This is a genomic window from Thioalkalivibrio sp. HK1 (assembly GCA_000583135.1).
GTDB lineage: Bacteria > Pseudomonadota > Gammaproteobacteria > HK1 > HK1 > HK1.
Window position 1 is genome coordinate 16,185 of the sequence record JFBG01000032.1, and the last position, 24,330, is coordinate 40,514.

Sequence of the window (24,330 nt, forward strand, 5' to 3'; positions counted from 1 at the left end):
TTAGATGACACTGCGCATTGCATCTTCGATCAATGCCGCGGCCAAAGCCACCGCTTCTCGTCGCCCCGAGGCGTAGCGACCCTCATGGCTTTCGTCCAAGATCGCCGACAGGGCCGCTCTTGCCCCATCGAAATCGTCGTTGATCACCACGTGGTCGAATTCCGAGCAATGCTCGATGGTCGAGGATACCTCTCGCATGCGGCGTTCGATGGTCGGCAGATCCTGCCCGCGCTGCATCAACCGCCTTCTTAACTCGGCGATCGACGGGGGCAGGATGAAGACCCCGATCGCATCCGGAAGCGCCTTTCGCACCTGCTGCGCCCCTTGCCAATCGATATCGAGGATCGCATCTTGCCCGGCATCGAGTATCTCTCGCACCGCCCCCCTCGATGTGCCGTAGCGACAATCGAAAACCCGGGCATGCTCGAGGAATTCCCCGGCGTCGACCATCGCCTGAAATCGTTCGTCATCGACGAAATGATAGTCCCGACCTTGCACCTCGCCGCCTCGCGGAGCGCGGGTGGTGTGGGAGACGCTGAAAGCGGCCGCTCGATCCCTCGTCAGGGCATGGGCCAGTCTCGTTTTTCCCGCGCCCGAGGGTGCGGTCAAGATGATCGCCTGCGGTTGCGGATCTCGATCGAGGGAGTCTTTCACGGTGGATGCGGTCATTCGATATTTTGAATCTGCTCGCGCATCTGCTCGATCAACACTTTGAGATTGACCGAGCCGCGCGAGGTGGTCAGGGCCGCCGATTTCGCGCCCAAGGTATTCGCCTCCCGGTTGAGTTCTTGCATCAGGAAATCGAGCCGTCGGCCCACCGCGGCGCTTTGATCGAGGCTGTCTTTGATCTCCTCGACATGGGCATCGAGCCGATCCAGCTCTTCGGCCACATCCATGCGTTGAGCGATCAAGACCAGTTCTTGTTCGAGCCTTCCTTCGCCGACGGCCTCCGCCCCCTCTTGCCGGTTGATGCGGTTTCTCAAACGCTCGGCCAAGGAATCGAGGATGGCGGGCATCTGGGCGCGGATCGCTTGCACTTCTTCGGCCAGCTGATCGAGGCGTTCGATCAGCATCCGTCGGATACGTTCTCCTTCTCGGGCGCGCATCTCGACGAGCTGGTCCACGCCGCTTTCCAAGAGCTTGAGCAAGGCGGGTTCGAAGGGCTCGCCGTTCGGGGCCGGCGAGCGCACCACGCCGGGCCAGCGCATGATATCCAAGGGGTTGATCCCGGCGGTCCCGGCGGGAGAGGGGATCAGGGACGATACTTGGTGCGCGGCCTTGGCGATCTCCGTCGCCAGCGCTTGGTCCAAAACCAAACTGCCGGCGCCGGGCACCCTTCCCGATGCGCTCAAGGTGCAATCGACCTTTCCGCGCGAAAGACGGGTGCGGATCAATTCCTTGGCCTGATTTTCGAGGCTGCGGAATTCATCCGGCAGGCGGATATGGACATCCAGATAGCGGTGGTTGACGGAGCGGATCTCCCACTGGCATCGAAGAGCCTCGGGATGCGAATCCTCCACGGTGATCTGCGCTTCGGTGCGCGAATAGGCAGTCATGCTATGGAGCATGCTTTATGGACTCCGTCGGTTCGGGGATCCGCGATGTTCGATGACGCATCGATCGCAGGTTTTGGATCGTCGATTTTTCGGGGGATCGCAAGGCGATGGCGGGCTCGTCGATGTGTATCGTCGGGATTCGATGGCCGGATCGGATCCGGCGAGGATCGACGATAAGGCATTGGGGGGAAGGGCGAGCCCTCGAAGCGTTGCCGGACTAAGGTGGCCAAGGGAGGGTCGGCCGAGGGCATGCGCTTCGTTTTTTTCTCGCGCGTCCTTTTTTCGCAACGCATCGATGCGCAAGATCATCGGAACCGTCGGGAAGGGCGGTGGTGGCCAGGGGCGGAATCGAACCACCGACACGCGGATTTTCAGTCCGCTGCTCTACCAACTGAGCTACCTGGCCTTCTTCGAAATCCATCTGCGTCTTTCGTACGAACCTTCGCACAAGGTGGATATTCTACATTCGCCGACGAAACAGGCAAGCGGAAATCGCTTTGCCTGCCGATGCGCCAAGATGTGCGCCAAGGATCGAGGGATCGTCGGATCGAGATCCGGTCGATGAAAAAAGCCGAGGGATCGAGGCTCAATCGGCCAGATGGTCGATCAGCCGCCCGATGAAGCGTTCGCATTCCTCGACTTGGGCGAGATCGATGAATTCGTTGGCCTGATGGGCCTGGTCGATCGATCCCGGACCGCAGATCACGGTCGAAAATCCCGCCTCCTGAAATTGGCCGGCCTCGGCCGCATAGGCCGCAGCATGTACCGCATTGTCTCCGGTCAGCGAACGAACCAGACGCTCGGCTTCGCCTTGCGGCTCGGGGGCGAGCGCGGGGACGGAGCACAGCGCTCGGGTCGAGACCCCGGTATCGGGGGCGATGGCCCGCATTCCGGGCAGGATCTCCTCTTCCACCCACCGATCGAGATCCGCTCGGTAGCGCGAGGGATCGTCCCCGGGGATGGGGCGGATATCCCATAGAAAGCGGCAGTGTCGGCTGATGATATTGGGCGCCGTTCCTCCCTCGATCTTTCCGACATGGACGGTGGTGTAGGGGGGGTCGAAGGGGATATCCGATATCTCTCGGGCGGCGGTACGGGCCATCTCGTCGATTTTCGCGATCAGCCTGGCGGCGGTCATCACCGCGCTCACCCCGCGATGCGTTTGGCTGGAATGGGCTTCTCGACCGGTGACCGTCGTTTCCATGGTCACGATGCCCTTGTGGGCGCTCGTGACTCTCATCATGGTCGGTTCGCCGACGATCACCGCGGACGGGGTCGGGATGTCGGCGAGGATCTTGCGAATGATCGCCGGGGCTCCCAAGCAACCGACCTCCTCGTCGTAGGAAAGGGCGAAGTGGATGGGGCGCCGTATCGATCGCTCGAGCATCCTGGGCACCATTGCCAGGGCGATGGCATAAAAACTCTTCATATCCGCGGTGCCCCGCCCGAAAAGCCGTCCCGATCGCTCGACGACGGTGAAAGGGTCGCTCTCCCAAGGCTGATCGTTCACCGGCACCACATCCGTATGCCCGGAAAGCACGATCCCGCCGCTCGTTTGCGGCCCGATCGTGGCCAAAAGATTGGCTTTGGTGCCCTCTTCGTTGGGGATCAATTGCGATTCGATGCCGTGGGAGGCCAGATAATCCCTCACGAAATGGATCAGATCGAGGTTGGAATCGCAAGAGACCGTCGGAAAGCCGACCAGCTTCTCGATCAGTTCGCGAGATGTCATCTGCATGGGGCTTCCTTGGTCGATGTCGGGGGATCGATGGGATGATTGGCGCTATCGTCGTTCGATCATCGATGATCCTTCGACGAGCGGTCGACGACAAGGCTTCGAACGATCTTATCGGACACCGCTTTTTATCGGACGATCCTTAGCGCCGATGGCTTGCGATGACCGGTTGCAATCGCCAAGGCATCGACGGCAGTGACGGATTCCAAGCCCGCACGAGAAGCGCCGACAAAATCCTATCATGCGATCGCAGAATCATCCGGTGCGATCCGACGGAGGTTAGATCCCCATGACGTTGCGAAGACAGGATCTCGAACAGGGCGTGACGCTCCTGACCATCGATCGACCCGAGGCGCGCAATGCGCTCTCGGCGCAAATTCGAGATGACTTGGCGAGATGCTGTCGGTCGATGGCTTTCGAAGACAGCGTCCGAGCGGTGGTATTGACCGGTGCCGGGGATCATTTCTGTGCCGGCGGGGATGTGAAGACGATGGGGGGACAAGATCGCGCCGCCTTGGAGGAGCGTTATGCGGCGATGGCCCGCGCCGCCGAGGCCGTGATCCTCTTCCCCAAACCGCTGATCGCCGCGGTGAGAGGTCATGCGGCGGGGGCCGGGGTGGGGCTTGCTTGTCTTGCCGATGTGGTGGTGGCCGATACCAGCGCGAAGTTCACCCTTTCCTTCCTCAAAGTGGGGTTGGTTCCGGATTGGGGGCTCAGCCATACCCTGCCTCGGCGGGTCGGGGCCGCGGCCGCTCGCCGTCTGGCATTGACCCAAGAGCGCCTCGATGCCTTCGAGGCCCATCGCTTGGGGCTCGTGGATCGATGCGTGGAGGAGGGCGATCTGATGAGCGCGGCTTTGATGCAGGCGCAATCCCTTGCCGCTTCCGCTCCCGGTGCCATCGCCGCCATCAAGTCCATGGGCGACGATCCTCAAGCGGTGCGCAAGGCCCTTCGCATCGAGGCGCGAAATCAGCTGGAGCGGGCGCTGACCCTCGAGCATCGAGAGGGGGTGGCGGCCTTTCGCGAAAAGCGCGCCCCGGATTTCACCTCCTCTTCGCCTTCGCGCTGATCCCTATATCCCGATCCCGAACTCCCTCGTCTTCGAATCATCGCTCGAACCCTTGAAGACCCTCGCAATCAACCCCATTTCGTTCGATGATGCGAAGGCGGGGTATGCAATCGAGGATGAGCGACCGAGGATGGGATAAAAGATGGATGCGGGATCGACCTTCGGATAACGACCGCTTCGATAAAATGATATCGGATGATATTGGATGCTTTCGATCGGCGGATCGGCCTTAGGTACGAATCGCTCTTTTTCGAAGCGACATCCGATGCTCGGATTTTGCCCCGAGCGACCCCGCTGCAAGGCGGATTTTCAGCAAGGAGAATCGACGATGGATCACGAGCGACCGGCATACGCCGAGATCACCGAGGTCGGTCCCCGGGATGGCTTTCAGGCCGAGGCGACATTCATTCCCACCGCCCGCAAGATCGAGTTCATCGAGCGGCTGATTCAAGCCGGTATGCCTCGCATCGAGGCCACGTCTTTCGTCTCTCCCAAGGCCGTGCCCCAACTCGCCGATGCCGAGGAAGTGATGCGTGCATTGCCTCGAGGCCATGCCACTCGACTTGCGGCCCTGGTGCCGAACAAGCGCGGGGCCTTGCGAGCCGCCGAAGCGCAAGTGGACGATATGGTGGTTTTCGTATCCGCCTCCGAAAGCCACAACTCAAAGAACGTCAACTGCGCGATCGAGGATTCCTTGAAGGGCTTCGAGGATGTGGTGCGGGTGGCGCAAGAGGCGATGATTCCGGTGCACGGCGCGATAGCGACCGCCTTCGGTTGCCCCTTCGAAGGGGATGTGAAGGTGGCGCAGGTGGGCGAGATCGCGCGCCGATTTCAAGCGCTGGGATTTGCCGGGATCAGCCTCGGCGATACCACGGGCATGGCGACCCCTCCTCTCGTCGAAGCCGTCGTGCGGCAGGTGCGCAAGAGCGCTCCGGCATTGACTTTGGGGCTGCATTTTCACAATACCCGCGGGATCGGCCTTGCCAATGTCATGGCCGGGCTTGCGCTGGGCGTCGATCGCTACGAGGGATCCTTCGGGGGGATCGGTGGCTGTCCTTTCGCACCCAAGGCCACCGGCAATATCTGCACCGAGGATCTGGTCTACCTGCTCGAGGAATGCGGCGTTCGCACCGGCATCGACCTTCGTCGTCTGTGCGCCATCGCCTGCGATGTGGAGCGCGAAGTCGCGCATGAATTGCCGGGGCAGGTGATGAAGGCGGGCCCGCGGCTCGATTTGCATCCGATGGATTCGGTGCGCGCCGCGGTCGGTTGATAAAAGTTGATAGGGGAAGTGCGTAAGAACAGGGTAGGGATGGCGATGAAAAAGCGATCATGGCGTATGATCCCGACCCTTAAGGTTTTTTCGACGATCTCGGCCGGGATCCGAGCGCGGATCGGGCGGCTTGGGCAGATCGATGACGATAAGACCTGACGGCAATCGGCGATGCCCCGGGCGTAATCGATAAAAGAAGCACCGAAAAAACATGGCGATTGACGGTGGATTGACGGTGGATGCACGGTGACGCCGGCGATCTTCGAGGATCTTCGTGCATGATCGATCCTTGTCCGATCCTTGTCCGATCCTTGTCCGATCCTTGTCGGTCATCGCATCGTGATCTTGAACGTTCGCGAAATCCCCTGCAATTCGCAAAGTTTCATAACAAGTGTCTAAGACAATCGACCAAAGGGTCGAAGGCGGTCAATGAAATGGAGCGGTTTTCCGAAATCTCCCATCCCGAGAATCCATCGTCCCTTTCGATGGGACAAGCCTCGGCCATTCCCGTCGATCGAGATATCGCTCCCGACGCCTCGATGATGCGCTTGGGCGAGCTCTTGGTCGCCCGCGGCCATGTCCGGATGGCGGATGTGGAGACCGCGTTGCAGATACAAGAAGCCGGCGGAGGGCGCATCGGAGCGTTGCTGGTGCGAACCGGCGCCCTTTCCGAGGATCTGCTGCTGCGCACTCTTTCGGATCAGCTCGGCGCCACCTATCTCGTCGACGGCGGTGACTTTCCCGATAGTCTCTCGATGTATCAGTTCATGTCCGATTCCCCGATACGCATGGATTGGTTCTTGGACCACGGCGTGCTGATGTGGAGCGAGGGGGAGAAACTGCATTGCATCGCCCGCGATATCGTCGACCCCAGCCTGCTGGAGACCATCGAATATTTCTATGCCGGACACACGATCAATCTATGTCTTGCCGCCAATCACCAGATCGATCGCTTGGTGGATTTCGTGCGCAAGGAGCGCGCCATCGAGCGCCTGTTCGCCAGCGACGATGTGCGTCAGTTGCGGGAGATGGCGGAAGAGGCCCCGGTGATCGAGCTGGTCAACAACCTCCTCTCCCAGGCGGTGGATCTCAACGCCTCCGATATCCATGTCGAGCCCGCCGAAGAGAATTTCACGGTGCGGATGCGGATCGACGGCGTTTTGCATACCCGACTCGCCCAGCCGATGGAACGCTTCCCGGCGGTGGCTTCCCGCATCAAGTTGATATCGGGTATCGATATCGCCGAGCGCCGACTGCCGCAGGACGGGCGCATCACCGCGCGCATCTCGGGCCGGGAGATGGATATCCGGGTTTCCACCGTCCCTTGCGCCTTCGGCGAGTCCGTGGTGCTGCGTCTGCTGGCCAAGGAGCGGGGCGAGTTCGACCTGCCGGGGCTCGGCATCCAATCGGATCATCTCGAGATGTTCCGTGGCTGGCTCAGGGTCAGCAATGGCATCGTGCTGGTCACCGGTCCCACCGGCTCGGGGAAATCCACCACCCTCGCCGCCGCCTTGCAAGATCTGAATGACGGGGTCAAGAAGATCATCACGGTCGAGGATCCGGTGGAATTCCAGTTGCCGAATATCACTCAGATCCAAACCCACGCCGAGATCGGCTACACCTTCGCCCGCGCCCTGCGCGCCATCTTGCGCCAGGACCCGGATGTGATCATGATCGGCGAGATCCGCGATCTGGAGACGGCGGAGATCGCGATCCGGGCCGCGCTGACGGGTCATGTGGTTCTATCCACCGTCCACACCAACGATGCCATTTCCAGCTATACGCGCTTGATCGACATGGGCATCGAGCCCTTCCTCGTCGCCTCCCCGATGCGCGGGGTGCAAGCGCAGCGCTTGTTGCGGCGCACTTGCTCGAAATGCGTCGTCCCCGCAGAGCCGCCGCCCCTCGATGTGCGCGAGCGTCTCGAGCGCATCGCCCCGCAGATGGTCGGGGATCGTTGGGTGCGCGCCAACGGTTGCAGCCTGTGCCAAGGCACCGGTTATCGGGGACGGGTCGGTATCTACGAGATGGTGCCGATGAGCGACGAACTGCAAGATCTGATCGTCGGCGGAGCCAGTCTCAACGATCTCAAGCGTTTCGCTTCCGATCGGGGATATCGCACCCTGGCCGAGGATGGCTTGATCAAGGCCTCGCAAGGACATACCACTTTGGAAGAGGTGGCGCGCCTGACCTTGACCTCCTCCGAGTGATAGAGCCTTTCCAAGGATCCCTTTCGAGGGATCTTTGGAACGAAGGTGGAACGGCGGCGGAACGACGGCGCTTTTTTCATCCTCGATCGATTTTTTTTCATCGAACTCCCATCGAAAAAACGGCAGGCAAGATGCCCGAATACGACTATCAAGCGGTCGATCGCAGCGGACAGGTTTTTCGCGGACGGCTGGAATCCGAATCCGAGGCGGCGGCGGTGCGGGCTTTGGGCGCCGAGGGCCGCACGGTCATCGAGCTGAGCGAGCGGCAAAGCGCGGCCGCCGCCGGACAGGGATTGTTCAAGCGCAAGTTGCAGGGGCAGGAGACGGTGGTCGCCTTCAACGAACTGGCCACCTTGCTCGAATCCGGAGTGGCGCTTGCCGATGCGGTGCGGGCTTTGGGTCGCGGTTCGCGTCATCCGATCCTGGACGCCGGTTTCGAGTCCGTATCGAGGGAACTTCTGCGCGGCGGCAGTTTGCTCGATGCCTTGCGGGGCAGTGCCATCCCCTTGCCCGAATATGTCTTTCAGCTGGTCGAGGCCGGGGAGTTGAGCGGACAATTGCCGCAATCCCTGCGTCAGGCGGTCGGGCAGATGGAATACGATCAGCAGATCGCCTCCGATATTCGAGGGGCGCTGACCTATCCGGCGATCCTGATCGTCGCCGGGGTGGCGGCGGTGCTGATGGTCTTCGTCTTCGTGGTGCCGCAGTTCGCCGATCTGCTCGAAGACAATCAGAACCTGCCCCTGCTGGCGGAGATCGTATTGCGATCCGGGGTCTGGTTCGGTTCCAATCGCTTGGAGTTGGCCGGAGCTCTGTTCGCCCTCGTTGCGATCATCACCCTCCTCTCCCGGCAAGCGGCGGTGCGTCAGTGGGCGATGGATACGCTATCGGTCCTGCCGGTGCTGGGGGAGTGGTTCTCGGAGTCGGATACCGCCCGCTGGGCCGCGGTGATGAGCGCGATGCTCAGCACCCGGGTCGAGCTGATGGACGCCTTGGGGCTCGCCTCGCAGGGGGTGCGGGTTTCCAAGCGCAAGGCCCGTCTCGATCAGGTCACCATGGACGTGCGCGGCGGGGCGTCGCTCTCGCAGGCCTTGGAAAAGCGGGATGCCCTGACCGCCACCGGCTATAATCTTTTGCGAGCCGGAGAGCAGGCGGGCAAGATGCCCCAGATGCTACGAGCCTTGGCCACGCTTTACCAGCAAAACAGCACCCGCCGGATGAAGCGAACGCTTTCCTTGATCGAACCCTTGGCGGTCGTGGTCATCGGTGTGGTCTTGGGAACCGTGATGATCGGTGTGGTTCTCGCTATCACCAGCGTCAATGAAATCCCCATTTAATTCTCGGATCCCGGCTCATCTTCGCCGTTGCCGACCATCTTCGAATGGCAGCATGTCCATGATATCCATGATCGCTTCGCGAAATCGTCCGTCTTCGGTGCGCCGCAAGATCGCCGGATTCACGCTCATCGAGCTGATGGTGGTCCTCGTGATTTTGGGTCTTCTCGGCGGATTGGTCGGGCCGCAACTCTTCGGCAATGTCGATACTTCCAAAGTCAAGACCGCCGAGGCCCAAATCAAGATGATGCGCAGCGCCTTGCATGCCTATCGCTTGGAAGTCGGCAGCTATCCCACCACATCCGAGGGCTTGTCGGCGCTGAACACCCCTCCGCAACAAGCCTCGACATTGTGGAACGGCCCTTACCTCGAAGACGATTTGCCGCTCGATCCTTGGCAAAGCCCCTATCGCTACGAAAGCCCGGCCAAGAACAATCAGGGTTTCGCGCTTTACTCTCTCGGCGCGGACAAGACCGTCGGCGGAGAAGGTATCGATGCCGATATCGGATATCTGCCACAGAACTAGGCATCGTCGTCGGCAAGGTCCATCGCCCTCTCCCTCCGACCTTCTCTTTCGAGACGATTCGCTTCGGTGCCAAGAGGGGATCGGATCGCTTTTTCCCGTGCGCGGCTTCACCCTGATCGAGTTGATCGTGGCCTTGGTGCTGCTCGGGTTGCTGAGCGCCGTGGCCATCCCCAATCTGCAAAATCTCATCGGCGGTGTCGATCGCACGACCGAGCGGGATCGAATCATCGATCAGATCAACGGGCTCGGGCGGCGGGCCGTGCTCGAACGAAGCGCTTGGGTCGTGATGAGTTCGACGCAGACATCGAGCGGGGAGTCATCGGCCTTTCCCGACGAGGAGACGAGCGAGGGGTTCTCGGCGAACTCGGACGATATCCACCTCGGCGAGATCCCCGGCGATCGCTTCGTTCGCTACCCCCTCGAGGTCCCCGAACAATGGGAAATCAGGCTCGATCCTCCCTTGCTGATTCGTGCCAACGGGGTGTGCCTCGGATCGGAGATGACCTTGTTGCACCAAGCCGAACAGGTGTTGCAGTTGACCCTTCACCCTCCTTATTGCGAGTTGAAGCAAGAAGATGATCCCGAGAATTCGGATTCGGGAAGCGGTTAGGTCGCACAAGCCGTGTTCTCCTCGCCGCCTCCCGGACGGCTTCGAGATGCGCCGATCGAGCGGCTCGCCGGCGGCGATGGGTGATCTCGGCTCGCATCGTCGATCCCGCCGATCCCAGCGCGGATTTTCCCTGCTCGAGGCGGTGGTGGCGCTGGCCGTTTTCGCCGGGGTCGGCATGAGCCTCTACGCCTTGCTCGATAGCAGCCTGCTCGGATTGAATCGCGCCAAGGATGCGGCGCACCAAGAGGCTGCCGTCCACCGCGCCTTCGAATACCTTGGGGCCATCAACCCGAGGCGACGGCCCCAAGGGCAGGCGGATGTCGGCGGCGATTATCTCGTCAGATGGAATTCGACGCTCTTGGAGCCGGTGCGCCAAAGCCAAGGAACGCAAGGGGGGAAGGGGCTCTACGAGGTGGGTCTTTATGCCGTGGATATCGATTTGATCAAAAACGAGGATTCGAGGGAGAGAGAAGTCGGTCGCTACCGTTTGCGCCTCGTCGGCTTCGAAAAAGTCCGTTCGCTGGATAACTGATCGATGAGCATCGAATTCCCTTTTCGCGCTCGCAGCGCATCGCCCCGCCCAAGATCGCAGGCCTTGGCTTTCAAGAGGGTTGCCGGATTGACCCTGCTCGAGATGCTGGTGGTCTTGATCATGGTATCGCTGGTCGGGACCATCCTCGTTCAAGCCTTCGGGAATTATCTCAACGGCTACAGCGTGATTCGGCGGGTGCATCGAGATGCCGCCACCATCGGTTTGGGGCAGCATTGGTTCATGTCGACGGTGCAATCCATGGTGCCCTCGATGGATGCGGAAAAACGAGGCTTTTCCGGGGGAACGACGGAATTCCAAGGCCTGACCTTGCAACCCCTCGCCTCCCCTCCGGGCACCCCGGCGATCGCCCGTTGGGAGATCCGCAACGATGGCAGCCCGCCCTACCTCGCCTATAGCGAATATCGTCCGGGAGCCGTCGAGGGCGACGATGGCCGGATCGATTGGGTCATCGATGTCGGGGACGAGGGCGGAGCCCTTTCCTTTCAATACGCCGACGAGCCGGATCAATGGCATACCCTGTGGCGGGCCGAAGCCTTCTCCAGAGTGCGCATTCCGCGCATGGTGCGCCTCGTCTCCCAATCCGGGCATACCGTCTGGCTGGCCCGCCTGGCCCATCATCCGGAGCCGATGTCGGATAAAAGGGAAGTGCCGTGAGCCATCGTATCGTCAGCCCAAGCCTTGCCGCTCGCCGCCCTTTGCGGTGCGCCAAGGGTTTCATCCTCGTCGCCACGCTTTGGATCATGGCGGGCTTGGCGCTGCTCGCCGCCTATGTCGACAACGCCGTCACCGAGGATATCGAGCGGGCGATCAAAGCCCGAGAGGCGATCCAAAAGGAGATCGATCTGCTCGATACCGAGAACACCTTGATCTACATGCTCGTAACCGGACGGATGGGTCATCGCGGATTGCTGATCGAGCCCGTGCAACGCTTTTACGGCGAGAGCGTGGACGGCGCCTCCCTGCCGCTGTCGGGGGATGGGATCGACGGGGTCTTGCAACTTGCGGGGCAGACCTACCAAGGCATCGGCGAGACCCTTTTCTCGGTGCAAGACGAAAGCGGCTTGGTCTCGATCAGCACCCCGGGCACGCGCCTGTTCCCGCGGGTATTGGCCTCGATCGGTTTGTCCGAATCCGAGATTTCGCGCTTGGTCCCGAAGATCGAGGATTATGTCGATCATGATCGGGAGATGCGCATGGGCGGGGCCGAGGATTACGAGTATCGATTGGAAAAGATGCCGGTTCCGGCGAATTGGATGATGACGAGCCCGCTCGAGTTGCAGCAGGTTCTAGGGAGCGATGTGCTCACCCCCGATCAATGGCAGCGCTTGTTGCCGATGCTCTCCATGCATCAGTTGATGGGATACAATTTCAATACCATGCGGCTCGATGTGATCGCCGCTTGGCTGAATGTCGACGAGGAATCGCTCCAAGCCTTGGAGGAAGCGCGCAGTTGGCAGTCGATCAACGATCCCCAGCAGATAGCGAGCCTCACCGGCGAGACCCCGGATATCGACAAAATGGAGTATCTGAGGTTTCCCCAGCGCTATTTGCGCATCGCGATATGGTCGAAGGGGGATCGCACGCAGCGCTTTTTCGGCATCCGACTTCGGCCTTTGGGCGATAAGGTCCCTTGGAATACGGTTTATCGATATCCGCAGCCTTTGGTGCCCGATGAGGCATACGAAACGCCCCGGCTTGTCCCCACCTCGCTCTTTCAAGAAGCCTCGCCGGACGAAGAGGATGCGAACGAAGACGATCCTCCGGAAGATCCCGAACAATGACGATCAGGCAGAGTTTGGGCGCGATTCGAAGACGTTTTTTCAGCGCGCCCGCCACCATCCGCACCCGCAAAGGGGTGCATCTTTTTCCGGTACGCCCTGCGAACTCCTACCGGGTCGTGGGGCGGGGCCTGTGTATTTTTCGGTGCGAGGATTTCGCGCAGATCCCGCGCGATCGCCGGCGCAGCGCCTTGGCGTTTCAGGTGCCGATTTGGAGCCCCTTCGAGCGCACCGGCTATCACTGCGTTTGGTCCGGCAGCAAGGCGATGGTCTGGTGCTGGGACGAGGAGGCCTTGGATCGCTCGCCCGACAACGCCGAGGTCGATCCCGACCTTCCGGAGCTCGACGGCGCCGTAGCGGTGTTGCCGGAGACCGTTTTTCTGCCGCGCAAGACAACCGGAGCGGCGTTGCAGCGTTGTCATGACGGTTGGGAAATCCAGATCTGGAAAGACGGAGTCCTGCTCGATTCGAGATGGTTTTCCGAACAACCCGGAAAATCGGATATCACGCGCTTCCATCATTCCCTGCGCCAAGCGGGGAGCGATGAATCGCAGCTCGCCGCCGGTCTTCCGGCGGCGCTGACAAATCCTCTTCCCGCCACCCATCACCCCGATCCTTGGATCGCCCCTCGTTCCGCACGCGAGTGGTTGGAGGATAACGAGTGGAGTTTGGTGGCGGCTTGCGTTTTCGCGGTGGCCGCCGCCCTCGTTTGGCAAGAGGCGCGGGTGTGGAAATACCGCCAGCTCACCGAGGTCGCCGCCGGCGAATACGCTCGGGTGCAAGACGAGCTCGATCCGATACTGGCCTCTCGAGACGATTTCGTGAAGCTGCGTCGGCGCAACGAATCGCTGGCGGCGCTGGATCGGCAGCCCTCCCAAGCCTATTTGATGAAACTCGTCGACGATGCCCTGCCTGCGGAATCGGCGCAACTGCATAATTGGGACTACCAACAAAAGACGCTGCGCTTCGTCATCGAGGAAAAATCATCGACCCCGGATCCCATCGCTTATGTGCGGGCCTTGGAGAGCGTGCCCGAATTCGCCCGCGTCAAGGTGGAGCCCGCAAGAGAGGCGGATCGCCTTGAAGTCACGTTGGAGGTGGAGGGATGAGTCTTTTCGGCAAGACCGTACGGCATATCCACGGCGAGTTGGTCAGCCGTCGCCGACTGCGCATCGGGGTGTGGTTCATCTTGGCGATCATCGCCCTCCAATCGCTGTTGGTGCAATCCGATCGTTTGGCCGCGGTCGAAAACGAATATCTTTCCGTGGCCGATCGAGGGGCGCGCGCCTCGGCCTTGTTGGAGCACAAGGATTGGCCCATGCGCCTGTCGCAGGAGCAATCCGTCAACGAGCGACTGAGGGAAACCTTTTGGCTTAACGAGACCGAAGGGCTCGCCCAGGCCCAGTTGCAGACCGCCTTGCTCGAGATCTCCCGAGAGGCGGGGATGCATACGCCCCATATCCGCTCCGGGGTCAGTCAGCCGGTGACGGACTTGCCGGGGCTCTATCGCATACAAACGCGTCTCGATGCGAAATATCGTCCCGGGAGCGAGGTGCGCATGCTCCATGCCTTGGCCATCCACCCGGGTCAGATCGTGGTGGATCGCCTGACCATCAATGCCCGCACCATGAGGATCCGAATGATCGTCTCCGCCTATACCATCGTTTCCGAGGCCGGGGATACCGCATCCACGGATGCCGCTACGGCCCCGGCGAGCGCTTCGCCCTCGTGATGAGTGCATCCCCCGCCATTCCTTCTTCCGCATCGGAGGGTTTGTCCTCCGGTGCGTCGTCGGCGCCCGGTGTCAGATCCGCACGTCGCGGGCGGTGGCGTACGATTACGCTGCTGACCCTATCGATGATCGCGGTGCTGGCGGCGGCGCTGTATTTGCCGATCCCGGTACCGGTTTCCGAGCCGGATGTGAGGGTCAATACATTCTTGGAAGGCGAAGCGCCGAGCGTCGCCCCCGCAGAGGATCTCGATGGATTTCTCTCCACCGAGCTGTGGGGTAGGCTTCCGGCCGTGGTCAGCGAGCAGATCCCGGTGATCCCCGCCCCCGAAGCCCCTCCTCCCTCTCCCGAGCCCGCGTTCGAGGCCACCACCAACCCCGAGCTGCAAAAGATAGGATTTATCGGGTTGATCGTTACCGGCAACAACAGCGCGATGCTCTTGAAGGGAGCCTCGGGGGATATCTCGCGCTACGGATTGGGCCAGGCATTGCCCGACGGGCGCATTTTGACCAGCGTATCGGGCAATTCCTTGACCTTGAGAAATCCGCAAAATGAGCAGGACGAGATTTTGGAACTCTTTCCGAGATCGACCTCGGGGGATCCATCGTCGTCCTCGACGGCACCGGATGCCCCGGCGCAGTGAGCCTTGTCCCATCGGGGCATTTCGAATCGCGGCATCGAAACGCATCGCATTGAGTTGCATCGAATCGAATTGAATCGAATCGAAATACATCGAAACGAGATGAGAAGGCGAGCGCAGATGGATCTCTTTCGATCCGAGGATTCCCGATGAATCCCTCGCCTTGGCCGCTTCGGGGCGAAAGGACCATCGATCATCGAGGCTCGATCTTGGGCAACCGGGCTTGGGCCGCCGACATTTGCCCGAAGTCCGAGACCATCGCCTTCGGATGATCCCGTCAGCCCCCCGGCCAAGGCCGACGGATCCCCTTAAAATCCCGACCGTTCGCACCTCGTGCGAAGACGGTCATCGAAGGAACAATCGAGCGAGTTATCTTAGATGAAAAAAATCTCACCCATGAGCGATGCGCTGTTCGGCACCCGAATCCTCGCAGGTCTCGAAGATCGCTCCAAGCGTTTCTTTCGCCTATCTTGCGTGTTGTGTCTGTCGGTGCTGGCAAGCGCTTGTCAGAATATCCAGATTCCCCCCTTGCCCGAGCCGCTTCGGGAACCCCGACCGCCGGTTTGGCCATCCCCGGCATCGGAGGAAGTTCCCATTTCCACCCCGCTGACGACGAGCCGGGAGGCACAGCAGGGTCAAGGTGCGGGTCTGCGAACCAGCCGACCCCCGGGGGTGGATATTCAGCGCACGATGGCCGAGGGGATCGCGGATCGGATGGGGCAGGATCTGACGGGCGATCCGGTCCTGGTCAGTTTCAACGAAGTGCCCTTGGTCACCTTCATCAACGAGGTCTTCGGGCAGGAACTGGGGATGTCTTTCGTCATCTCCCCGGAATTGAGGCAGCGATCGGACTTGGTGACCTTGCGTTTGACCGAGCCCTTGCCGCCCTCCCGCTTGTTCTCCGCCGCCCGTCAGGTGCTGCGGGAATACGGGATCGAATTGCGCGAAACGGAAGGCTTGATCACGTTCTCTTTGAGCCAGGAAAGCGCCACCCGCGAGATCCCGCTCTTGATCAGCGGCCGAGCCATGCTGGATGTGCCGCCGAGCCATCGCACCATCTTTCAGTTGGTTCCCTTGCGGGTGATGCGCAGCCCCCAAGTGATCGGTTGGCTAAGGCAAGCCTTCGAGGGGCAGCCCCTCCAGATAGCCCAGGACGGCGACCGCAACGCCTTGCTGTTGAGCGGCAGCGCGGAGTTGATCGCCCAGGCCATCGATATGATGGACGTTCTCGATCAGCCTTTGCTGCACGGGCGCTACGGGATCATCATCGAGCCCCGCTACCTCGACCCCCAATCGCTTGCCCGAGCGTTGGAGACCGTTCTCCTCGCCGAGGGTTATCAGCCCAGCATCGGTCGCATCGGCGGCAGTTCGGTGCTGCTGCCCATCGATGGCACCAACAAGCTGATCGTCTTCGCTGCGGATCAGGATGGGCTCGACCATATCCTCGAGTGGGCGCGGGTGCTCGACGAGGATCGCAGCAAGTCGGTCGAGCAGGATGTCTATTCCTACCTCGTGCGCAATGTCAAGGCCGAGAGCATCACCGCCACCATCGGTCAGATGCGCCCCCAGATGGCCGACGGCGAGGATCGCACGCCGGGGACCTTGGTCGTGGACGCCAATACCAACACCCTCTTTTTCCGGGGCACCGGTGTCGAGTGGGCGGCCATTCTCGATATCGCCAGGAGGTTGGACAAGCCTGAGCCTGCGGTGTTGATCGAAGTGCTCTTGGCCGAGATCACTCTCTCCGATTCCGAGGGCAGCGGTTTCGAGTTCCTGATCAAAAACGATATTGGCGAGCGCAGCCTGACGGGGCGCACTTTGGGAGCCCTCGGCGTCAGCACTCGCGGACTCTCTTTCGCCTTGGACAGCGCAGGACAAACGAGGGCGGCGCTGAGTTTTTTCCGGGAGAGCAATCGGGTGGTGATTCACTCGAATCCGCGCCTGTTGGTGCGCAGCGGCAAAACCGCTTCCATCAATGTCGGTAACGAGATCCCGCTGATCACCCAGCGCTCCGCCGAGCAGACGACGACCCAGACCAGCGGAACCAGCGATATCGTGCAGCAAGTTACCTATCGCAAGACCGGTGTGGATCTCTCCGTCACTCCCACCGTGCAGGCCAACGGTCTCGTGGAGCTCGATATCAACCAGAGCCTGAGCGAGGCGCGTCCGGCCGCCAGCACCAGTTTGGAGGGTTCTCCCACCATCCTCAACCGCCAAGTGAGCACCTCTTTGGTTCTGCGCGATGGCGGCTCGCTGCTGATGGGGGGGTTGATCTCGAATACCCAAAGCGACGGTCGCAACGATTTGCCCGGGGGACTGAGCGATATTCCCCTGATCGGCTCGTTGTTCCGGGCGGATAATTTTCAAAAAGATCGCACCGAGCTGATCATCATGGTGATCCCTTATGTGGTCAACAGCAACGAGGACGGTCGTCGACTCACGGCCACCTTGCGCGATCAGATGAATCTTCGCTCGGGGATGAGCATCGGAGTCGATGATGCCTCCACCGGCTTCGGTGCTTCCGCCGAGCCCGATCCCGCCACGACTCCTTCCGCTCCCGAGCCTTTCATCGTCGAGACCCCCGAGGATATCTCCGAGTCCGGCTCGGATGCGCAACGAAGCGAGTTGCAAGTGCGTCCCGCTCCCGGTGCCGTCTCCGATGTCGGCGTCGAGAGCCTTGCGCAATCCGCATTGCAAGCCCCGCCGCCGCCCGCTCCTGATACCCCGGAAGAGGGGAATTTGCAAGGTCCGGTTGCAAGGCTAGGCGCAAGGTAGGATGCTTCGTCGATCGTCGATCGATCATCGGCTCGGATCGTTCGAAGCCTTGTCCCTTTCGGGCCGGCTTGGATCGGGTGTGGATCATCGTCGAGGCGTCGGTGGTTGTGGTCCTCGTGCGAGGGCTTTTCGAGCGATCTCGAAAAAAAAAGCGAGGGATCGTCTCGGCGAACGATTTCGAACCGAGCCGATCCGAATCCGCATAGAATCGGCGCCGATAGCGGACCCGATCCGGTGGGAGGATCTCCCCCGGGGCCAAGAGCCATCGAGCCGAAAAAGCAAGACGGTGGATCCGAAAGGCGTACAGCGTCCATCCTCGGATGGATGCAGCGATGGCGAGCAAGGCCAAGGCGTGCGAAAAAACCTCAAGGCTTTCGGTGTTTTGGTAAGATCCAATCAGTTCGATGCCGTTCGATGTGTGGTATAGTTCGCAGCCGAATCGGGATGCATCGACCCCGGCCGGTAGGCTAGGGGAGTGGCGTGAGTGTGATGATGCGGGGCAAACGCCTCGTTCGTCTTCCATGAAATGGCCGCTACCTCGGGACTGCCGATCCGGGTCGTTGAAGATATCCCGATTTTCGAACTCGCCCAAGCCTTTTCGGATGGCGGTATCGTGACCTGCGATCCTCGTGAGGGGATCATCGGGAAGATGATCGATCGAAGGGCTATCGGTCGAAGGTCCGCAAGATGTGGAACGAGGCGGGCGAATTCGAAAATCGGATCGTATAATCCAGCGAAGCGGCAGTAAAAGAATTTCCGGCTTCGACGAGTTCGGTTCATGCCGAGGTGCACATGCCAAAGATGCAGTCGGGATCCTTGGCGAAGTTCGGGTCGAGTGGTTCGGGCGATTTTCGAACTTGGATTGATAAACGAAGTGGACGTTCGAAGCGGATGTCATGCATCAAAGAAGGGAACCCCATCAGGCAGGCTTCATTCCTGCATGAGCTTTCGAGGAGCGCAACAATGTTCATCCTGAAATCGTTTTTTGCCGAACCGATGGCCATTCTCCGGCCTTTCGGAAACGGGTCGGCTACAGGGCGCGTTCTGGCGCTCATCACTGCCATGGCGGGTGCGGTGCTGATTGCCCTTCAGCCGGTTCAGGCACAAGAAGCGGATTTCTACGCCACCCTATATGAAGACACAAGTGATGGTAAGGATAAAATCATCCTCACCTTCAAACCGAGTCTCGGTACGGGTCGGGCTCCCAACGCCGCCGATCACGACGAGACGTATATTTTCACCCAGAAGCACAACGGCCTCGAGAATATCCTTTTTTGGAGCGGTGGTAGTAACCTTACAGGCACAAATAATGGTGGACTCAACGCCATCCAGAATGCGAGCATGACGGCGCCGGCCGGTACCAATATCACGAGTACCGGTGCGACAGTTTATGACAATAGACTCGATGCCAACGTCAATCGGATCGTGATCAACTTGGGAGACACCCATAGCTTCAGGGCCGGGGATATTCTGACAGTCCTCTCGGGGAAGCGCGATCCCAGCAATGACAGCGCCATCCAGAGTGATAAGTGGAACGTGCAGTTCACCATCGGCATCGAGGAGCTGAACTGGGGAAGCGATGAAAGCCGCTATACCATCGGAGTGCCGCAGCTCACAACCGATATGGAATACGCCCTTAGCGGGGTGCCCGGGGGCACCGATGGTATCGGGGATGTAGCCTATTCCTTCGGTTCCGGCTCGAGTATCACGAATGTCACTCATTTGAGCCACGTAACGGGTCGTAATGTCCTGAGGGTTGCGGCCAATATCACGATACCGACTACCCCGACGGCCGGCTGCAGCGGTCACCATTGCCTGACCAAATATATGGCAACGGATGCCAACGGTGCGTCGATCGAGCGAACCATCATCGTCTTCATCGTCGAGCAACTGCATTCGGACGATGTCGCATCCGGTATTCCCTCTTTGCAGCAGCAGGTGGAGGGCGGTGTTGCCGTCTACGCCAGGGAGATGTTCGGTACCGATTCGGCCAACTTGGTGTTGATGCGCGGCAAGTACGGCTCGATAGAACTGGCCACCGACACCGTATCGGAGACTCCGAAAGACGCCACCGGCTTTTTCATCTTGCAGTTCCGCAAGCCGGTCGATACCGAGAACTCGGGTCAGATCACCTTGAATTTGCATGGAGCGGCCTTCGGTGATGTGATGGCTCCCTCGCATGTCAAAGTGATGAACGGAATTAGTGCGGGCAACAACGCAGATACTGAAATTGCCAATATCACGGTGCAGCGCAGACAAGGCGGCAATGTCGGTGATAATCAAGTCGTCTTCCGAATCACGACCGGCAGCAGCAATTCCATCAAAATCGGTGATTACATCCGATTCGAGATACCCGCTTTGATGGGTACCAATCTGGGCAATGGCGAGATGGTCTTCATCAGCGCCACTGCCTCTTCGGTATCGAAATCCGGCAACAACTTCTTCCCGGATGGCCCCAACGGTGTTTCCAAGTGCCTTTCGCAACGCATCGACGGTGCTCGGGAATGCATCTATGCCAAGGCCGTCGAAGCGGTGACGGCAGAGGTCAAGGGCTACGACCAAAGGGCCAAGATCAATGTCAATGATCGCACCAGAGCTGCGGGACCGGAAAGCGGCACCCCGAATGTTTCGGTCACCCTGACTCCGGATTCGATCCCCCAACTTCGCTCCCGTAAGAGCGCCAATGTATTCGATCTCGGTAAGGCCGAAATCAGCATCGTCTATGCGACGATGGTCGATGTCCGGGAAAGGAGCCATACGTCTTTTCCGCCGGACGCTAAGGTGTATGTTCCGATCTTCAATGCATCGGGCGAGATATTTGCCACCAACTCCGTCTCTCCCAATGACTTCTACCATCTTCGGGTCGCCCCGACCCCCAGCCACGGTGCTTTGATAGCGGCCGAGTACGAAGGTACCAGCCACAGCAGCGATCTAAAGCCCGTCCAACAGGCTTCCTATCAAGGAAGGCTGCAGGATGTGATAGACAAGAACGGGGTGGATGGCAAGAAGACGCTGGTCAAGTCTTTGCTCTATGTCCCGAGCGGTGCGATCGATTCGACCGGTGCCACCCCGTTGGAGCATGGCGAGCTCTACAACATGACCGCCTCGGTTGATTTCAGCAACGCCTCGTTCGAGGATAAGACCTCCAATCCCAACACCACGGCGTTCGAGTTGAGCTCGGTGCAGTCGAAGGCGATCGCTTATGCCATTCCTCCGCCCTCCTCTGCCGACGATGCCTTCATTCGGATTCGCTGCGAAAACTCATCCGGCTGCGATGTTTCCCTTCGGTGCTCCAACCAGACCGGTGCGACTTGGTTCGGCGAGCTCTCCGGTCGGGTCAATCACAATGCCACCGAGGTTTTGACCGCCGAGGAGATCGCGGAAATCCTTTCGGGCGAGGGCTTCGATGCCTCTCGTCATTGGGGAGGCCCGTCCAATGGCCGTCTATCCTGCGAGGTGATGACTCGCGGGGGCTCGGTTTCCACCCAAGTCTTGGTGCGCTCGGGCGGAATCCTCACCAACAACACCAATGTCAGCATGGGTGGCACCCCCGGCAGCTGATAAAGTCTTTCCCGGGCATCGGAAATCTTGCATATTGCGCAAAATTACCTATCGCTCGGGATGATTTTGAAGACTTTCAAACCCCGGCTTCGAAAGGAGCCGGGGTTTTTTCTTTTCATTCCCCGGATTCGATCCTCGATAGGAAAGAGCGATGGCGATGGGGTTTCGGATCGGATTTCAAGAATCCCGCTTCTCTTTTCGAAGATGAAATCGTGTCGAAGATAAAATCGGCTTTGTTTTGTCTTGGATGGAGATTCCAAGAGTGGATCGGCAAGAGTGGATCGGTCAGGACGATTTCGATGGATGAGGGGATGGAAGGGGGCGCAAGGGAAGGGGAGTCGGTTCTCCTAAAGGGCCGCCTTTTTCAAAATACTCCCATTGCAAGGCCTGCGCTCATCGTCTCACCGAGTTCCTCGCAGCGTTCGATCATCTCCGCTTCCAACGCCCCTCGGCAGATGATCGCCTCTTGGACTTCGTGCAAGGCGAGACCGCGTACGATACGCCGCAGGGCTTTTAGGGCGCCGCGGCCGTCATTGCCCGCCCCTATCACCACGGCATAAGGCATTCCCTCCAAGCGGCCTTGACAGGGGTAGAAGATACGATCCAGAAGATCCTTCATCGCTCCGGATAGATAGCCGAAGTTTTCCGGGGTCGCGAAAATCACCGCATCGCTTCGGATCAGATCCGAAGGGCCGGCTTGGGCGGCGAAGAGCAGTTTCGCTTTGACTTCCCCATCCCCGGATCGAGTCGCGCCCCGCAGCACCGCCTCGGCCATCGAAGCGGTCTTGCCGGACTGCGAGTGAACGACGATCAGCAGATTTTTCACGAAGGATTCCTGTGCGAAGGATTGTTCATGGTCTCGTCATTCATGGATCTAAGATCGCCATCGAGAGCCCTCGATGCAAGGCGGTGCTCGGATCGATGCGATCCAAGTTCAAGGGTCGATCTTCGCTGCGGATAAGGAATCCGGTGAGGACTCATCGCAAGACTCGTCGATGTCGGCATTCGTTTTTCTTGCCCTTTCCATCGCAAGAAAAGTGAATGATTTTTTTGAACTGCGCAGCACGGTCGATAGCGAAAAAGGGGTTTTTCGAAGTGTCGGGATCATTACGCGATGCATTGATGAAAGCGGGATTCGCCCCCGCCCCTCGTACTCGAAAATCGCGCCCCGAGGGGTCGAAAGGGGATGGGGGCAGATCGTCCGGCCGCACCTATCAAAGTGGCTTGCAAAAGAAGCGATCATCTCGCTCCTTGCTACCATCGAAGCCGAGCCCGTCTCATATCCCGGCGGGACCTAAGACCCCAAGGCCGGATGCGCCCTCCGACTTGCCCGCCGGCGAAGGGGAGGATGAGGTCCGGCAGCGCCACAATGCGGAGATCCGTCGGATACTCGATGAGCAGGCGGAGAAGATCGATGCCAAGGCGGAGACGATACCCTTTCATTTTATCCGCCACGAGCGCATCAAGCGTATCCACCTGAGCCAAGAGCAGCGGGAGCGATTGCTTCGAGGGGAACTCGTCGTGGTCGGTTTTCGGCGTTTGAACCACTTGGTGCCCCGAGCGGCGGGTGAGCGCATCCTTTCCTTGCGACCGGAGGTTTCGGTTTTCATCGTCGACGGGAGCGAAGATGCGCCTGCGAGCGATGATGGCTACGAGTCCTTCAAGGTGCCCGAAGACCTGATTTGGTGAAGCCCCGTCTTTTTTGACTTCCGAAGGCGTCTTATGCGATGCGGTGGGCGATGCCCCGAGTGCGAGTGCGATAGTGAGGGCGGGGCGAGAAATCCCGCCTTCGTTTCGAGCCTGTCGATGCCGCTCGATGCCACCTTCGAGGGTCGGATACGACGATATCGAATCATCGTAAAAGACGGCAAACCCTCGAAATTCCCTAAAAAAAAGCGATCCTTCGAAAGCGAAAAGATAGGACAATTCGGATAAGGATCACCCTTCGTCGATCGCCCCTTTCAAGGAGAGAAGAGATGAGTGCAAGCACAGCGGATACGAAGACATCGGTCAAGACGGCTTTTATCGGCCTCGGAGTCATGGGTTATTGGATGGCGGGGCATCTTGCGAAGGCGGGACACGATGTCGTCGTTTTCAATCGCACCGCCTCCAAGGCCGATCGATGGGTGGCGGAATTCGCAGGGAAAAAAGCGGATACCCCGGCGGCGGCGGCTGCGGGCCGGGAGATCGTATTCGCTTGCGTGGGGAACGATGACGATGTGCGCGAGGTGACGACCGGAAAGGAAGGGGCATTTGCGGGCATGGGAGCGGGGTCGATTTTCATCGACCACACCACGGCCTCCGCCGAGGTGGCCAAGGAGGTGGCCGAGGCGGCGCAGCGGCGCGATATCGCCTTCCTCGACGCCCCGGTTTCCGGCGGCGAGGCGGGAGCGCAAAACGGAGTGCTCACGGTCATGGTCGGCGGTGATATCGAACCCTTCGAGCGTTCGAAGTCGACGATCGACGCCTATGCCCGGGCGGTGACCTTGATGGGACCGGTGGGCTGCGGGCAGCTGACCAAGATGGTCAATCAAATCTGCATCGCCGGCGCGGTGCAAGGTCTTGCCGAGGGGTTGAATCTCGCCCTTCGCTCGGGGCTCGATGCCGATCGGGTGCTCGATGTGATCTCCAAGGGTGCCGCCCAGTCATGGCAGATGGAAAATCGCGGCCCGACGATGGCAAGGGATGAATTCGAATTCGGTTTTGCGGTGGATTGGATGCGAAAAGATCTGGATATTTGCCTGACTCAGGGGCATCGGGTCGGGGCGCCTTTGCCGCTGACGGCATTGGTCAACGAGTTCTATGCCAAGCTCCAGATGCGAGGCGGCGGGAGACTCGATACCTCGAGCCTGATGCGCTTGTTGACTCGTCCTTAGATCCAGGACCTGTTTGTCGTCTTCGATCCCGCGGCGGCGGGATATCCCATGATCCATCCGGTGTTGCCGGTGAGATCGATCTCGTTCGAAGCCCCATCGTCCAT

Annotated in this window: 21 protein-coding genes and 1 tRNA gene; 16 read left to right on the forward strand and 6 right to left on the reverse strand. The window is 60.0% G+C overall.

Going from position 1 to position 24,330, the window contains the following annotated elements:
- The 4 genes from gmk to argE all read right to left on the reverse strand — a co-directional run bounded on the left by gmk (nucleotide 1) and on the right by argE (nucleotide 3,288).
- Nucleotides 1–669 (reverse strand): guanylate kinase, encoded by a 669-nt coding sequence (gmk, locus tag BF99_RS0109575; RefSeq protein ID WP_025770684.1) that lies wholly within the window; start codon nucleotides 667–669, stop codon nucleotides 1–3.
- Nucleotides 666–1,568, reverse strand: a complete 903-nt coding sequence (locus BF99_RS0109580; RefSeq protein WP_025770685.1) for a YicC/YloC family endoribonuclease — start codon at nucleotides 1,566–1,568, stop codon at nucleotides 666–668. The genes gmk and BF99_RS0109580 overlap by 4 nt, the downstream gene beginning before the upstream one ends.
- A 318-nt stretch (nucleotides 1,569–1,886) precedes the next feature.
- Nucleotides 1,887–1,962 (reverse strand) — tRNA-Phe (locus tag BF99_RS0109590).
- A gap of 180 nt (nucleotides 1,963–2,142) precedes the next feature.
- Nucleotides 2,143–3,288, reverse strand: a complete 1,146-nt coding sequence (argE, locus tag BF99_RS0109595; protein ID WP_231471357.1) for an acetylornithine deacetylase — start codon at nucleotides 3,286–3,288, stop codon at nucleotides 2,143–2,145.
- A gap of 292 nt (nucleotides 3,289–3,580) precedes the next feature.
- Here argE and BF99_RS0109605 point away from each other — a divergent pair, with 292 nt between their 5' ends.
- The 13 genes from BF99_RS0109605 to BF99_RS20640 all read left to right on the forward strand — a co-directional run bounded on the left by BF99_RS0109605 (nucleotide 3,581) and on the right by BF99_RS20640 (nucleotide 17,789).
- Nucleotides 3,581–4,360, forward strand: coding sequence for an enoyl-CoA hydratase/isomerase family protein (locus tag BF99_RS0109605; RefSeq protein WP_025770689.1), 780 nt, complete (start codon nucleotides 3,581–3,583; stop codon nucleotides 4,358–4,360).
- A gap of 328 nt (nucleotides 4,361–4,688) precedes the next feature.
- Nucleotides 4,689–5,633, forward strand: coding sequence for a hydroxymethylglutaryl-CoA lyase (locus BF99_RS0109615; protein WP_038097940.1), 945 nt, complete (start codon nucleotides 4,689–4,691; stop codon nucleotides 5,631–5,633).
- Nucleotides 5,634–6,067: 434 nt separating this feature from the next.
- Nucleotides 6,068–7,843 (forward strand): GspE/PulE family protein, encoded by a 1,776-nt coding sequence (locus BF99_RS0109625; protein WP_197019098.1) that lies wholly within the window; start codon nucleotides 6,068–6,070, stop codon nucleotides 7,841–7,843.
- Between the two features lie 131 nt (nucleotides 7,844–7,974).
- The gene (locus BF99_RS0109630) at nucleotides 7,975–9,180 is read left to right on the forward strand and encodes a type II secretion system F family protein (RefSeq protein WP_038097943.1); all 1,206 of its coding nucleotides are present in this window, start codon (nucleotides 7,975–7,977) and stop codon (nucleotides 9,178–9,180) included.
- A 52-nt stretch (nucleotides 9,181–9,232) separates the two neighbouring features.
- Complete coding sequence (gene gspG, locus BF99_RS0109635; RefSeq protein ID WP_156013248.1) at nucleotides 9,233–9,703, forward strand: type II secretion system major pseudopilin GspG; 471 nt, start codon at nucleotides 9,233–9,235, stop codon at nucleotides 9,701–9,703.
- 97 nt (nucleotides 9,704–9,800) lie between these two features.
- Nucleotides 9,801–10,313, forward strand: a complete 513-nt coding sequence (locus tag BF99_RS0109640) for a prepilin-type N-terminal cleavage/methylation domain-containing protein (protein WP_025770695.1) — start codon at nucleotides 9,801–9,803, stop codon at nucleotides 10,311–10,313.
- 46 nt (nucleotides 10,314–10,359) lie between these two features.
- Nucleotides 10,360–10,845 carry a PulJ/GspJ family protein gene (locus BF99_RS21965; RefSeq protein WP_025770696.1) on the forward strand — a complete coding sequence of 162 codons (486 nt, stop codon included), beginning with the start codon at nucleotides 10,360–10,362 and terminating at the stop codon, nucleotides 10,843–10,845.
- A gap of 3 nt (nucleotides 10,846–10,848) precedes the next feature.
- On the forward strand, nucleotides 10,849–11,520 hold the full coding sequence (locus BF99_RS0109650; RefSeq protein WP_025770697.1) for a type II secretion system protein: 672 nt from the start codon (nucleotides 10,849–10,851) through the stop codon (nucleotides 11,518–11,520).
- A complete protein-coding gene (locus tag BF99_RS0109655; RefSeq protein ID WP_156013249.1) occupies nucleotides 11,517–12,647 on the forward strand; it encodes a general secretion pathway protein GspK in 1,131 nt (376 codons plus the stop codon). The genes BF99_RS0109650 and BF99_RS0109655 overlap by 4 nt, the downstream gene beginning before the upstream one ends.
- Nucleotides 12,644–13,753, forward strand: coding sequence for a hypothetical protein (locus tag BF99_RS0109660; RefSeq protein WP_025770699.1), 1,110 nt, complete (start codon nucleotides 12,644–12,646; stop codon nucleotides 13,751–13,753). Before BF99_RS0109655 ends, BF99_RS0109660 begins: the two co-directional genes overlap by 4 nt.
- A complete protein-coding gene (locus BF99_RS0109665) occupies nucleotides 13,750–14,376 on the forward strand; it encodes a hypothetical protein (RefSeq protein ID WP_025770700.1) in 627 nt (208 codons plus the stop codon). Before BF99_RS0109660 ends, BF99_RS0109665 begins: the two co-directional genes overlap by 4 nt.
- A complete protein-coding gene (locus BF99_RS0109670; RefSeq protein WP_156013250.1) occupies nucleotides 14,376–15,017 on the forward strand; it encodes a hypothetical protein in 642 nt (213 codons plus the stop codon). Before BF99_RS0109665 ends, BF99_RS0109670 begins: the two co-directional genes overlap by 1 nt.
- Nucleotides 15,018–15,392: 375 nt before the next feature.
- Nucleotides 15,393–17,789: a type II secretion system protein GspD gene (locus BF99_RS20640; RefSeq protein WP_025770702.1), complete on the forward strand. Its 2,397-nt coding sequence runs from the start codon at nucleotides 15,393–15,395 to the stop codon at nucleotides 17,787–17,789.
- A gap of 776 nt (nucleotides 17,790–18,565) precedes the next feature.
- Here BF99_RS20640 and BF99_RS22910 read toward each other — a convergent pair.
- Entirely contained in the window at nucleotides 18,566–18,760 is a 195-nt protein-coding gene (locus tag BF99_RS22910) for a hypothetical protein (protein ID WP_156013251.1), read from the reverse strand.
- On the opposite strand from BF99_RS22910, the gene BF99_RS0109700 reads away from it, so the two are divergent.
- Nucleotides 18,753–21,350: a hypothetical protein gene (locus tag BF99_RS0109700; protein WP_025770705.1), complete on the forward strand. Its 2,598-nt coding sequence runs from the start codon at nucleotides 18,753–18,755 to the stop codon at nucleotides 21,348–21,350. The two genes, BF99_RS22910 and BF99_RS0109700, sit on opposite strands and share 8 nt — an antisense overlap.
- A gap of 364 nt (nucleotides 21,351–21,714) precedes the next feature.
- Here BF99_RS0109700 and BF99_RS0109710 read toward each other — a convergent pair whose 3' ends face one another.
- A complete protein-coding gene (locus tag BF99_RS0109710; protein ID WP_025770706.1) occupies nucleotides 21,715–22,176 on the reverse strand; it encodes a flavodoxin family protein in 462 nt (153 codons plus the stop codon).
- Between the two features lie 425 nt (nucleotides 22,177–22,601).
- Between BF99_RS0109710 and BF99_RS22485 the strand changes: the two genes are divergently transcribed.
- Both BF99_RS22485 and BF99_RS0109730 read left to right on the forward strand, forming a co-directional pair.
- Entirely contained in the window at nucleotides 22,602–23,039 is a 438-nt protein-coding gene (locus BF99_RS22485) for a DUF2058 family protein (RefSeq protein ID WP_197019101.1), read from the forward strand.
- Nucleotides 23,040–23,326: 287 nt separating this feature from the next.
- Nucleotides 23,327–24,226 carry an NAD(P)-dependent oxidoreductase gene (locus BF99_RS0109730; protein ID WP_025770710.1) on the forward strand — a complete coding sequence of 300 codons (900 nt, stop codon included), beginning with the start codon at nucleotides 23,327–23,329 and terminating at the stop codon, nucleotides 24,224–24,226.
- Nucleotides 24,227–24,330: the final 104 nt, after the last annotated feature.